Here is a 12,971-nt window from a genome sequence, read left to right on the forward strand (position 1 = left end):
ATACCGGCTGTTGGTCCGGTTAATTCCTTTCGTTAGGCGTGTCGCTCCGTCTGGCTTCAGCGCCGTTCACAAGGCTTTTACCAGCTTTCCAAGTCTCCTCGCTTTCCATCAAAAAGGCCTCGTTCTGGGGTTCTTCAGTGTTCACGCCATGGCATTCGCCCCTCATCGCCTTTTCGGATACGCTCGATTCATCGTTTCCTTATCCACCACTTGCCCGATCCGCCCTTCGTCTCGTTCCACCGGCCTCCTCAACACCTCCGGCCAGCGCCCTTTCGTTCAGGTCCACGCTCCGTTCACCCTTCCTCCCGCCGTGTCCCACCCCCAGGTAAAAGCCCAGCGCGCCTAACCTTCCATTCAACTCGGACCCAACAGCCACGATCTACTTCCAAGTCCTCTCCGCATGATTCCTTCGCATCCTTCCCCCTCGCACCGTTTACCGGCTGTTGGTCCGGTTAATTCCTTTCGTTAGCCGCCAATTCACAAATTGAGGTCACCCCATGGCAAAAGCATTTGTAATCATGCCCTTTTCAGGTTCATTCGATGATATTTACAACCTTTTCATTCTAGAAACACTGACCGAGTGTGGATATAGCGTCTACCGAGCTGACGACATTAACAACTCTCAAAATATCATTTCTGACATTATTCAAGGAATAGCCACGTCAGATTTGATAATTGCCGATTTAACGGGGGCAAATCCAAATGTATTTTACGAATTAGGAATTGCGCATGCCCTTAAACGCCCCACCATTTTATTGGTTCAAGATATAGCCGAATTGCCATTCGATTTGCGCTCATATAGGGTTATTTCTTACTCTACAGATTTTGTAAAAATACGAGCATCCAAGGAACAATTATCAAGCCTTGCAACCGAAGCTATTCATGGAAGAGTGCATTTCGGCAATCCAGTCAGCGATTTCGCAGAAAATATCTTCATTAATCCCTCAACAGTCATGGCGGAAACGACTATTGCTGGATTATTAGACCATGTCGCTGATTTGGAGTTGAGCCTTGATGAACTTACTTCTGTTCTTAATAATCTTGCCCAAGAGACATTCTCGATCAACGATAAAACAATACAAGCCACCGCGCAATTCGAGCGATTCTTCGGTAGTGCAAACGAGCGACGCCAAGCTGTAAAAGGATATGCATTAGATTTAGCCAATTACAGCAATCGACTTAAGAAATTAAATTCCACATATTCGAATGCACTTTTTAAGCACGAAAACAGCATTAACAACATATTGTCTTCAGATATGCTGATAAATTCCATTGAAGATCGCGATGGTCTTTTGACCCTTCTAAAGGCTATACATGAAGCAGAATCAGGTACAACTACATTCCTACTGCAAACACGTGACCTCTGTGGAGCAATAGAAACTGCCCCAGATATCGAAAGAACTTTTATACTCGCTAGGGATTCAACCACAAAAGAGCTTAGAGTGTTGATACAAAACTTAGAAAAGACCGCTTCAATTTTTGCACGATCCAGGGCGATAGGAAACGGCTTAATATCTGACTTTGATGCCAAACAATCAAAAGATGCTCCAGTCGGCTAACCAATCGTTCAACCCGGACCCAACAGCCACAATCTTCCAACCTCCCCCATGCACTCCGCTTTCTCGTCCCCCTCGCTCATCCAACCGGCTGTTGGTCCGGTTAACTCCTTTCGTTAGGCCACTCTGCGGAATGCCATGACAGCGTCACCGCCACCCCAAAAAATCCTCGGGCTTTTCGCCTGGCTTTTGGTTTGCTTCGCCGCTGCAGGCATTGGGGGCGTCGCCTCTGCCCAAGCCGGGCCTTTCTACCAAACGCTTTTTCGCCCCGCATGGGCACCACCGGGTTGGATTTTTGGCCCAGTTTGGACCTTGCTATATCTCTGCATGGCATTCTCAGCTTGGCTTGTATGGCGCATTCAGGGGTTTCGAAAGGCTCGAATTGCTCTTTCCCTGTTTCTCGTCCAACTTGCTCTAAATGCCCTTTGGACTTGGCTGTTTTTCGCTTGGCATCTCGGTGGATTGGCATTTGCAGAAATCCTGGTTCTTTTGGCCTCGATCCTTGCCACCATCGTCGCCTTCTGGCGCATACACCCACGCGCAGCGCTCCTCCTGCTTCCTTACCTAGCCTGAGTGACCTTCGCCTCATTCCTTGCGTTCACTGTCTGGAAAAGCAACCCTCATCTCTTGGCCTAACCTTCCGTTCAACCCGGACCCAACAGCCACGATCTGCTAATCTCCCCCATGCATCCTGCTTTCTCGTCCCCCTCGCACATCCCACCGGCTGTTGGTCCGGTTAACTCCTTTCGTTAGGCGCCACTATGGCTCACGAATACCAAAGGAATGTCACTTCAGGGCAATTCCTCGAACTTGCCAAAGAACTCTTCGGTCAATCAAGGAAAATCACCTTGCAAGTTCAAGGCTGGGAAGACGGCGACTATTACCCGGAGCTTTGCACAGAGAATGGTGGTGCCAATCCAAAGCGAGAAGAACTCTTCAGATCCCTGCCGTTCCATTTCTCTAGCAACCAGTGGTTAGAAATTGAAACCAAAACCATTCCATTCCTCTCGCACCCTCACCTCGGTACGGATTCAGATTCCTACAGGTTTCCAATCGATATCTATCTTTCAAGCTCTGAGCATGTGGTCGTCTACAACTCGATGCTAGGCTGCCTCCTCTCATACAAACCATCATTCCTCGAGTCAATTTCAGGCCTCAAACTTCCTCCTTGGCTTAAAGACGTCCACCAAAACCAATAACGTCCATCGCGCCTAACCTTCCGTTCAACCCGGACCCAACAGCCACGGTCTTCCAATCTCCCCCATGCACTCCGCTTTCTCGTCCCCCTCGAACATCCCACCGGCTGTTGGTCCGGTTAACTCCTTTCGTTAGGCGTGTCGCTCCGTCTGGCTTCAGCGCCGTTCACAAGGCTTTTACCAGCTTTCCAAGTCTCCTCGCTTTCCGTCAAAAAGGCCTCGTTCTGGGGTTCCTCAGCGTTCATTCCATGGCATTCGCCCCTCATCGCCTTTTCGGATACGCTCGGTTCATCGTTTCCTCATCCACCACTTGCCCGATCTGCCCTTCCTCTCGCTCCATCCGGCCTCCTCAACACCTCCCGGCAGTGCCCTTTCGTTCAGGTCCAGGCTCCGTTCCCCCTTCCTCCCGCCGTGTCCCACTCCCAGGTAAAAGCCCAGCGCGCCTAACCTTCCATTCAACTCGGACCCAACAGCCGCGATCTACTTCCAGGTCCTCTCCGCATGATTCCTACTCAGTCTTCCTCCTCGTCCCCTTCACCGGCTGTTGGTCCGGTTAATTCCTTTCGTTAGGCCTCAACGACCGAAGACCAGACAAATTGGTGCCACCAGGAGGGCAGTGCTCCCTTTACCAGAAACTGGTGGTGGCTGATCGCCTTGCCTTGCCCTAAGGCTGCCGGACAGGGCTAAGGCCACAACCAGTGTCAAGCGACACGAAAGTTGACCCCCGAGACGACACGAATATTGACCCCCTTGGTGTGTGATCCGGTGGGGTGTCCGCAGCGAAGGCCGTAGGCCGAAGCGGAGGACGCCCCGCCGGGCGCGGTCGTCAGCGGACCCCTTCCGGGCATGGCACCACGCCAGCCCGGCGTTTCTCTTTCAGGCGATAGCTTTCGCCCTTGATGGTCACGATGTGGCTGTGATGGAGCAGCCTGTCCAGGATGGCCGTGGCCACCACCTCGTCGGCCAGCATCTCGCCCCAGGCCCCGATGGGCTGGTTGCTCGTCAGCAACAGGCTGCCCTTCTCGTACCGTTTTCGGATCAGATGGAACAGCAGGTGCCCGGCCTGCCGCTCTATGGGCAGGTAGCCCAGCTCGTCCACGATCAGCAGGTGGGGCCGGGCAAAGAGGGACAGGGCATCCTCCAGGGCTCCATGCTCGGAAGCCACCCCAAGCTGATGCACCAGATCCACCGCATGGATGAAACGGCAGCTGTACCCCAGTTCAATGGCTTTCCTGCCGAGCCCAATGGCCAAGTGGGTCTTTCCCACCCCCGGAGGTCCCAGCAGCAGCACGTTGGTGGCGTTCGCCAGATAGCGCCCCGTCTCCAGCTCCCCCACCAGCCGTCGATCCAGGCTCGGCTGGAGGCTGAAATCATAGTCCTCCAGCCGCCGATCCAGGGGGAACTTGGCCATCTGGATCCGCATCCGGGCGCGCTTCTGATCTTTGCTCTGCACCTCCTCCTGGATGATGTGATCCAGGAACTCCAGGAAGCTCATCTCCCCTTTGGCACCGCTCTCCAGCAGCGTGTCCAGCCGTTCCCGGGTGCTCACCAGCTTCAGCCGGGTCAGGTGCCGTTCCAGGCGCTCCATCCGAGGATCTACCATGCCTCACCTCCTGCGATGGCGGCGTAGTGCGCGACGGGTCGGCAGATCCCGCTCGCCTGCACAGGCAGGCTTCGGCCCTCCAGATGGTGGATGGCATGATCTGGATCCTCTACGACCTGGTGCCGACCCGGATGGATCCCGTGGCTTGCCACGATCTGGCCCTGCCAGAGCACGGCCAGGGAATCCGCCTCAATTCGCACCTCCAGGGTGGCTCCGATGAACCGCGGCGGAACGCTGTAGTGGTTGGTGTCCACGTCGATCCGCCCATCGGAGGCCACCTTCCGGGTCAAATGGCGAACGCGCAGGTAGCTGGGATGGTTCACGAGGGGCCGGAGGGCGGCCGTCTCCGCTCCGAATCGATCGATGGGACGTTCGAAAGTCGTGCCGTGAATCCGCACATCTGCGACGTTCCGCATCCACCAGAGCAGGTGCTCATCCAACGCCTCGTCGCTCACCCATTCCAGGCGGCCCAGGGCATTGCCTTTCACGTAGCCCACACCGCGCTCCACCTTACCTTTGGTCCGGGCCCGAAAGGGCTGGCAGGCTTTCGGGACCGTCCCCCAGTGCCTGCAGAAGGCTTCGAATTCGGGATGAAAGACGGCCCTCCCGCCCTCCCGGCGATCCACCAAGGGTTTGGCGTTATCGCTCAGGAGCTGCTCGGGGACACCCCCGAAGTGGCGAAAGGCTCGCTCCAGCCCCATGATCCAGTCCCTCTGCCGCAGGCTGCCGAAGATCTCGGCGTAGCAGCGTCGGGAATACCCCAGGGTGGCCACGAATACATAGCGCTTCTGGCGCACCCCGCCGATCTGGAGCCACTTCTCCCCGAAGTCGATTTGCATCTGCTGGCCAGGCGGGGTCTCAAAGCGCATGGTGACCTGCTGGGCTTTCTGCCAACTCTGACGGAACGGCCTGAGGGCGCGTTCCACGGTCCGGAGACTCACCGATATCCCGATGGCTTCGAACTCCTGCCGCAAGACGTCCGCGTTCCGGACTCCGGCCTGGAAGCGGCTCTGGATCCAGAAGTAGTGCCGATCCAGAAAGCCGACCCGCCCCTCGCCTCCATACTGCCGATCAGGCCCCTCCCGAAGCCAAGCCCGGACCGTGTTCCTCGCCACGCCCACCTCCCGGGCGATCTGCTTCGAACCCCACCCCAACTCGCTCAAGGCGAATATCTGTGCCACCGCATTCTCCCCAAGCATCCAGGCCTCCGGCTTCCGAAGACCAGGATCCCGTCTCTCCATTTCCATCTGCTTCCCCTCTCGTGAGGGGGGTCAGATTTCGTGTCGCCAGGGGGTCATTTTCTGATGTCGCCTGACATTTCTGCCCGCAGTTCCCCACGCCAAGGCAAATCCTGTCCGTCTGCCTAACCGGTCGTTCAACCCGGACCCAACAGCCACGGTCTTCCAACTTCTCCCATGTATCCAGCTTTCTCGTCCCCTTCTCTCATCTCACCGGCTGTTGGTCCGGTTAACTCTTTCCGTTAGGCCGCTCATGCAGATTCCAGCAAACATGACAGATGAAGCATCGTTAGCGGAACTCGGTGTCGAGGCAGTTCGGCTTCTCAGTTTTGGCAACATTCATGATTTGGCAAACCGCTTTGGGTACGCTCTTGCTCTTGGACGAGAGGCTACTTCCGCCATCCAGGATGATCTGTCGCTATGCCTTAACGATCTCCGTGCCGGATGTTTGGTCCCCTCTTCCCAGCCTACTTCGACTGCGGTGAAATACTTTGCGGAGGATGAGCCAGTCTTCTTCGCTCTTATCGAATGCACAGCCCCAACAGACACAGGGGCCGAGGTACTGGTGGAACTTATCGTTACATCTAAGGGTTGGGAAAAGCACGTTACCCTAGAGCAGATCAGTGTCGCGACCTAACCAATCGTTCAACCCGGACCCAACAGCCACGATCTGCTAATCTCCCCCATGCATCCCACTTTCTCGTCCCCCTCGAACATTCCACCGGCTGTTGGTCCGGTTAACTCCTTTCGTTAGGTTGCTCTCAATGCACCACCCTCTCCAAACATCATGCAAAGGCCCAAGTAGAAAAATCCGCGGGCTTCGGCGCTATTTCTCTAAGCTAATCAAAGATGCAGAGCGTTTCACTCTTGATCCAAACCCAGAGGATTGGTGGGACTTCTGGCACTACCACTCCGATTGGTTTGGCCTTGGAAATGTCAGTCTGCGTTCTAGGACCGAACATTTAAAAGCTTTGCTGATTGTCCTTAATAGAATTTTCGAGGTGCAACATCGGTTCCCTACACAGCTTCAAGCCTGGCTCATTCTCAACTGCCAGGACGCAAGTCAGGACGCTGTGTTCCTGCACACACCGAATGTAAACGGCACCGTATTCCCTGTTCATTACCCGGAAATTGAGTGGGGAATCCCTGACCTAGATTCCGTCTTAGCCAAATTGGCTCCAAATATTCAATTCCAGGTCGGCCGTGCGAGCGGGGTAGATGCATCCGAAGAACCACCACAGTATTGGTCTTCCTTCTTTATTTTTCGGCCTGATCTTGGTGTTCCCCTCAATTCGCCGCAACCTAACCAATCGTTCAACCCGGACCCAACAGCCACGATCTGCTAATCTCCCCCATGCATCCCGCTTTCTCGTCCCCTCCGCTCATCCAACCGGCTGTTGGTCCGGTTAACTCCTTTCGTTAGGCTCTACACACCACCCCTTCTTCCTTAAGGAGATCTTATGATTCTTCGTCCTACATTGCTTTCTGCAGCATTACTTCTGCTTACCGCTTGCACTGGCGTTAATACTGATGTAGCACGGTCGTGGGTAGCATCTCAAACAGAGCCAACTTCGATAAATATTGCTGGATCATGGGAAAGCAAGCTTTCCTATTTCGCGGGAGGCTGGGGGTACGCTGAAATCACCCAAACCGGATCTGAATTTCATGGAACCCTCGGTCCTTATATTATAGAAGGCAAAATTTCTGGAACTAAGATTTTTACCATTATCATGACAGGGTCCAGAGTGGATTACACTGCCATCCTAGAACTAGATTCGCATAATGAAATTATTGGCACAGCTATCAGAAAGACTCTTCCGGGTTCACCCGAAGCAACAAACGCCGAACATGCGCCTTTCCATTTGGTCCGTGTAAATCCGAATAGCTAGCGAGCCTAACCTTCCGTTCAACCCGGACCCAACAGCCACGATCTGCTAATCGCCCCCATGCATCCCGCTTGCTCGTCCCCCTCGAACATCCCACCGGCTGTTGGTCCGGTTAACTCCTTTCGTTAGGCCGTGCCAAAGGACGCCATCATTTCTATGAGCAGAAGAAACTTGATTGCACTTATTACTGCCCTCATTTCCCTTGGTTTTTCTTTACTCACGTGCCTGTTAGCATTTCTCATAATCCCCATTTATCTGTTCCCAATCATATCCATTGCAAATGGTGCTATAGCATGTGTATTAGTAGATAGCTCCAACCTGAAATTGAAATTATTACTAAAAGCACTCACCTTGTTGCTCATGGCTACCGCTGTTGCTGTCTTCCTCTTCTGGCATAGAGTTTTGGCCACTGCAGCCTGGCACTAATCTTTAAATACAGTAAAACATCATATTTAACCGTTTTCAACGTCCCGAGAACCTATCCCCTACCAATCGTCCACGGCCTAACCTTCCGTTCAACCCGGACCCAACAGCCACGATCTGCTAATCTCCCCCATGCATCCCGCTTTCTCGTCCCCCTCGCTCATCCCACCGGCTGTTGGTCCGGTTAACTCCTTTCGTTAGGCGTGTCGCTCCGTCTGGCTTCAGCGCCGTTCACAAGGCTTTTACCAGCTTTCCAAGTCTCTTCGCTTTCCGCCAAAAAGGCCTCGTTCTGGGGGTCCTCAGCGTTCACTTCATGGCATTCGCCCCTCATCGCCTTTTCGGATACGCTCGATTCATCGTTTCCTCATCCACCACTTGCCCGATCTGCCCTTCCTCTCGCTCCATCCGGCCTCCTCAACACCTCCCGGCAGTGCCCTTTCGTTCAGGTCCAGGCTCCGTTCCCCCTTCCTCCCGCCGTGTCCCACTCCCAGGTAAAAGCCCAGCGCGCCTAACCTTCCATTCAACTCGGACCCAACAGCCGCGATCTACTTCCAGGTCCTCTCCGCATGATTCCTACTCAGTCTTCCTCCTCGTCCCCTTCACCGGCTGTTGGTCCGGTTAATTCCTTTCGTTAGGCTGCACCCATGCGATTCCAAAAGGTTCCGTACGAATCCCTAAATTCCCGACAACGCGAGAATTTCAATTTTCACCAAATTGCGGCATTGCTTTCGGAATATGGCTTTACATCCATCCGGCTCAGCGATGACTGGCAGGGCGCTGACTTCATCGCTCAACATATCGATGGTGACTCATTTCTCCGAGTTCAGTTAAAGGGTCGACTCACCTTGGACAAGAAATACCTTGGCAAGTCGCTTCATATTGCGTTCCCTTACAAGTCCTCCTGGTACCTATATCCACACGATGAACTTGTTCAGCATTTTCTTGTCTCCAGCAATATCGGCAACACCGAGTCCTGGATAACCTCCGGTTTGTATTCGTTTAATTCAATCAGCAAAGAGATCATGAATCACATAGAACTATATAAACTGTGACAGCCTAACCTTCCGTTCAACCCGGACCCAACAGCCACGATCTGCTAATCTCCCCCATGCATCCGACTTTCTCGTCCCCTTCGCTCATCCCACCGGCTGTTGGTCCGGTTAACTCCTTTCGTTAGGCCGCTCCCATGCGCCCACTCCTCATCCCCACTGTCGCGTTTGCCGTTGCAGGGGCCTACTCCTTTTCCAAAGCCCATGCGCCAGTTAGCGAAAGCGCAATATTGTTGTTTCTCCTCTGGCTTTCCTTATGGCTATCACCCGTTATAGCCTCACGACTCACATCTCACCCAAAGAGAATCTTGCTGACATGCCTTGTCGCCATATTTGCCCTTTGTGTAGCCGATTCCTTGTCGTGGCTCACCGTAGGTAAACAAACCAGGTTTGGCTTTCTGCGCAATTTCCCCATACAATTCATCGCCACAGCAGTCGCTATAACCCTTGGCAGTCTTTTAGTAACGTATCTCTCCCGCGCCCTAACCTTCCGTTCAACCCGGACCCAACAGCCGCGATCGACTAATCTCCCCCATGCATAACGCTTTCTCATCCCCCTCGTTCACCTCACCGGCTGTTGGTCCGGTTAACTCCTTTCGTTAGGCGCTCCTAGGCACCCACATGTTCTCCATTCGCTCCAACACCTCTGACCGAGAACTGGTCTTCCGAGATCTTTCCGGCGAATATTTCACAGCAGACTTACGAGGCAACGATCTTCGCGCCGCGCAAGCGGTGTGCACCTACACTGATCCTCTCGGGCTAGTTCGATTTTTTGAAACACTTGCAGCGTGGGAGCAACCCTGGCGTCAACCTTTCGAATGGCGTTCACTCGAAGACGAGTTTTCAATTTCCGCTACATGCAGCCCCCTTGGCGAAGTCCTGTTCACCGTTTCAATTTCAGGCCAACCAGGGGCTCCCGAGGAATGGCAAGCGTCCTTTTCCATCACCTCAGAGCTAGGCTTACTGCCATCCATTGCAAAAGCAGCTAAAGCATTCTTCAGGTCACCTAGCGCCTAACCTTCCGTTCAACCCGGACCCAACAGCCGCGGTGTTCCAAGCTCCCCCATGCATCCCGCTTTCTCGTCCCCTTCGCTCATCTCGCCGGCTGTTGGTCCGGTTAACTCCTTTCGTTAGGCTCTTCACGTTCCCCATGGAAACAAGATGCACATAAAATTAATTTTCACCTTGGCATCTACAACACTCATAGCAAATTTGGCTTTTAGCCAAATACCAAAGGCTGTTTTTTCCGTGACCACTGAAAAAACCGCATCGGGTGTAGTTTACAAGTACCACATTCGAAACCAGCACAATAAGCCGATTTGGATGATCGACCTTGGCCGGATTGACACCAATGATCCGGTATTGGATGCCGAGCCAAAAACGATTTCATCTCCACCAAATTGGCAAGGATTCTCCTTACGCCTTGAGGAGACCTTCCCAGAAAAGTTCTTCGTTTGCTGGAAACAGCCAGAAACAATCAGCCTGAGGGGCTCACTAATCCAACCTGGAGAAAGCAAATCTGGATTCAATCTCATACTCAAAAAGAAAATTCCAGGTTATTATTCTTGCCCTTTTACTGTCTCTTTTGTCCCAGGAAATGAAAATTACTCAGGTTTTGTAACCACCACCAAATAGCCCCCTGAGCCTAACCAATCGTTCAACCCGGACCCAACAGCCACGATCTGCTAATCTCCCCCATGCATCCCGCTTTCTCGTCCCCTTCGCTCATCCCACCGGCTGTTGGTCCGGTTAACTCCTTTCGTTAGGCGTGGCGCTCCGTCTGGCTTCAGCGCCGTTCACAAGGCTTTTACCAGCTATCCAAGTCTCCTCGCTTTCCGTCAAAAAGGCCTCGTTCTGGGGGTTCTCAGCGTTCACTCCATGGCATTCGCCCCTCATCGCCTTTTCGGATACGCTCGATTCATCGTTTCCTCATCCACCACTTGCCCGATCCGCCCTTCGTCTCGTTCCACCTGGCCTCCTCAACACCTCCGGCCAGCGCCCTTTCGTTCAGGTCCACGCTCCGTTCACCCTTCCTCCCGCCGTGTCCCACCCCCAGGTAAAAGCCCAGCGCGCCTAACCTTCCATTCAACTCGGACCCAACAGCCGCGATCTACTTCCAGGCCCTCTCCGTATGATTCTTACTCCGTCCTCCTCCTCATCCCCTTCACCGGCTGTTGGTCCGGTTAATTCCTTTCGTTAGGCGTGGCGCTCCGTCTGGCTTCAGCGCCGTTCACAAGGCTTTTACCAGCTTTCCAAGTCTCCTCGCTTTCCGTCAAAAAGGCCTCGTTCTGGGGTTCCCCAGCGTTCACTCCATGGCATTCGCCCCTCATCGCCTTTTCGGATACGCTCGATTCATCGTTTCCTCATCCACCACTTGCCCGATACGCCCTTCGTCTCGTTCCCCCTGGCCTCCTCAACGCCTCCCGGCCAGCGCCCTTTCGTTCAGGTCCACGCTCTGTTCACCCTTCCCCCCGCCGTGTCCCACTCCCAGGTAAAAGCCCAGCGCGCCTAACCTTCCATTCAACTCGGACCCAACAGCCGCGACCCACTTCCAAGTCCTCTCCGCATGATTCCTTCGCACTCTTCCCTCTCGCCCCGTTTACCGGCTGTTGGTCCGGTTAATTCCTTTCGTTAGGCTCACTATCTAAGGTTTTCAATGTTCCTAAAAATCAAACAACTCTTAGGCTTGCAACCTTCACCGGAGAAATGGGACAAACTCAAATCAGATGCACTCGAGGCTATTCTTGGCCCTGAGCACAACATGGTTATGCATGCAATAATCCCATTTTCTGTTGGTGGCGGACTCGATCTTTACTATTACCCCCAAAAAACCGGATTTGCAGTCGCCACCAAAGAGTTAATCGATGAATTTGGGAATGGGCCAAAGAATCGAGATTTCCCTGCGTTTGAATTATGCATGTTTTCACCAATCACTTTCAATCTTGACCTAGCCAATGACTTCCAGTCTCCAATGGGAACAGCGCATCGAAGAATCAATGCCACACTCAATGCACTGGCATTATATGCATCACAAAAAACCCTGAATATTAACGACACAATCGAGTTCCCAATGGACTTTGACGAGGAGCTCGGTGGTCAATGCTTTATCGTAACAGCGATAACCAAGCACGACAGGCCCCTTGTCATCAATAATAAGAATTTCGGGTTAATGGTTGCAATCAACATCCATCGGGCAGAAATGAACTATGCCCGCGAATTCGGTGGCGCAGACTTAATTTCAAAACTCACAGCAGCAGGCATTTTCCCAAACAGTACGCTTGAACGAGAGCCAGTGGTTTAATACATTAGCCGTCCCCAGCGAGCCTAACCAATCGTTCAACCCGGACCCAACAGCCACGGTCTTCCAATCTCCCCCATGCATCCCGCTTTCTCGTCCCCTCCGCTCATCTCACCGGCTGTTGGTCCGGTTAACTCCTTTCGTTAGACCCCCTGCCACGCTGTGGCGTTGCAATGGCTGAAAGCCTGGGCGGCGCTTTGGTAACGACCCGCTTTTTTAGATCAGGGACTTGATGAGCGGGCCAGCGCGGCACAGGATTCATCTGGGGATGCCCTGCATGGTGGCCGCCACGCCTATGGAAGCTGCAACTCCGGTCGTTAGACTGGCCCGCCTGGGTATAGGTATTGCTATTTGTCGCGCCCGCGCAAGGGCAGCACGGATGACAGTGTCGTCTTTCTTCACTTCCGGGCTCTCGGCATCCCTCCCATCTCATAGGTGGGCGGCGTCAATTAGGAATGTGCGTCGCATTGCCTCGCCTAAAAGACTACCGGACCCTGCCTGTTGCCTCACGTAATCTGCTACCGCACATAGCGGCAGGAGGTTCCGATGAAGGGGCAAGTGAGCAAGGCGGTTCGTGGGGAATTGATCCAGGCGATCCGAGAGCGGTACCAGCTGGGCACGCGGTCTGAAAAGCGCCGGATCCTGGATGAGTTTCTCGCCCTCACGGGGTATCACCGTAAGCACGCAATTCGCTTACTGACGGATGCGCATCCTGTGCGCGA

At 53.7% G+C, this 12,971-nt stretch carries 10 protein-coding genes; 8 read left to right on the forward strand and 2 right to left on the reverse strand.

Going from position 1 to position 12,971, the window contains the following annotated elements:
- Positions 1 to 497: 497 nt before the first annotated feature.
- The 3 genes from HOLFODRAFT_RS24235 to HOLFODRAFT_RS24240 all read left to right on the forward strand — a co-directional run bounded on the left by HOLFODRAFT_RS24235 (position 498) and on the right by HOLFODRAFT_RS24240 (position 2,755).
- Complete coding sequence (locus HOLFODRAFT_RS24235) at positions 498 to 1,559, forward strand: TIR domain-containing protein (RefSeq protein ID WP_005031392.1); 1,062 nt, start codon at positions 498 to 500, stop codon at positions 1,557 to 1,559.
- 135 nt (positions 1,560 to 1,694) lie between these two features.
- Positions 1,695 to 2,129 carry a TspO/MBR family protein gene (locus tag HOLFODRAFT_RS25680; protein ID WP_084053245.1) on the forward strand — a complete coding sequence of 145 codons (435 nt, stop codon included), beginning with the start codon at positions 1,695 to 1,697 and terminating at the stop codon, positions 2,127 to 2,129.
- A gap of 188 nt (positions 2,130 to 2,317) precedes the next feature.
- Entirely contained in the window at positions 2,318 to 2,755 is a 438-nt protein-coding gene (locus HOLFODRAFT_RS24240) for a hypothetical protein (protein ID WP_005031396.1), read from the forward strand.
- A gap of 823 nt (positions 2,756 to 3,578) precedes the next feature.
- On the opposite strand, the gene istB is transcribed toward HOLFODRAFT_RS24240, so the two are convergent.
- Together istB and istA are read right to left on the reverse strand one after the other, a co-directional pair.
- Positions 3,579 to 4,355, reverse strand: coding sequence for an IS21-like element helper ATPase IstB (istB, locus tag HOLFODRAFT_RS0202695; protein ID WP_005031389.1), 777 nt, complete (start codon positions 4,353 to 4,355; stop codon positions 3,579 to 3,581).
- Positions 4,349 to 5,536, reverse strand: coding sequence for an IS21 family transposase (gene istA / locus HOLFODRAFT_RS0202700; protein WP_244432592.1), 1,188 nt, complete (start codon positions 5,534 to 5,536; stop codon positions 4,349 to 4,351). The genes istB and istA overlap by 7 nt, the downstream gene beginning before the upstream one ends.
- A gap of 821 nt (positions 5,537 to 6,357) precedes the next feature.
- Here istA and HOLFODRAFT_RS24245 point away from each other — a divergent pair.
- The 5 genes from HOLFODRAFT_RS24245 to HOLFODRAFT_RS24260 all read left to right on the forward strand — a co-directional run bounded on the left by HOLFODRAFT_RS24245 (position 6,358) and on the right by HOLFODRAFT_RS24260 (position 12,252).
- Positions 6,358 to 6,939, forward strand: coding sequence for a hypothetical protein (locus tag HOLFODRAFT_RS24245; protein ID WP_005031391.1), 582 nt, complete (start codon positions 6,358 to 6,360; stop codon positions 6,937 to 6,939).
- A gap of 114 nt (positions 6,940 to 7,053) precedes the next feature.
- Positions 7,054 to 7,482 carry a hypothetical protein gene (locus HOLFODRAFT_RS24250; protein ID WP_148300328.1) on the forward strand — a complete coding sequence of 143 codons (429 nt, stop codon included), beginning with the start codon at positions 7,054 to 7,056 and terminating at the stop codon, positions 7,480 to 7,482.
- A gap of 2,090 nt (positions 7,483 to 9,572) precedes the next feature.
- On the forward strand, positions 9,573 to 9,968 hold the full coding sequence (locus HOLFODRAFT_RS25685) for a DUF6228 family protein (RefSeq protein WP_425280003.1): 396 nt from the start codon (positions 9,573 to 9,575) through the stop codon (positions 9,966 to 9,968).
- A 144-nt stretch (positions 9,969 to 10,112) separates the two neighbouring features.
- Positions 10,113 to 10,586, forward strand: a complete 474-nt coding sequence (locus HOLFODRAFT_RS24255) for a hypothetical protein (protein WP_005031388.1) — start codon at positions 10,113 to 10,115, stop codon at positions 10,584 to 10,586.
- Between the two features lie 1,021 nt (positions 10,587 to 11,607).
- Entirely contained in the window at positions 11,608 to 12,252 is a 645-nt protein-coding gene (locus HOLFODRAFT_RS24260) for a hypothetical protein (RefSeq protein ID WP_005031137.1), read from the forward strand.
- The last annotated feature ends 719 nt before the right edge of the window (positions 12,253 to 12,971 follow it).

This window comes from Holophaga foetida DSM 6591 (assembly GCF_000242615.2).
Taxonomy (GTDB): Bacteria; Acidobacteriota; Holophagae; order Holophagales; family Holophagaceae; genus Holophaga; species Holophaga foetida.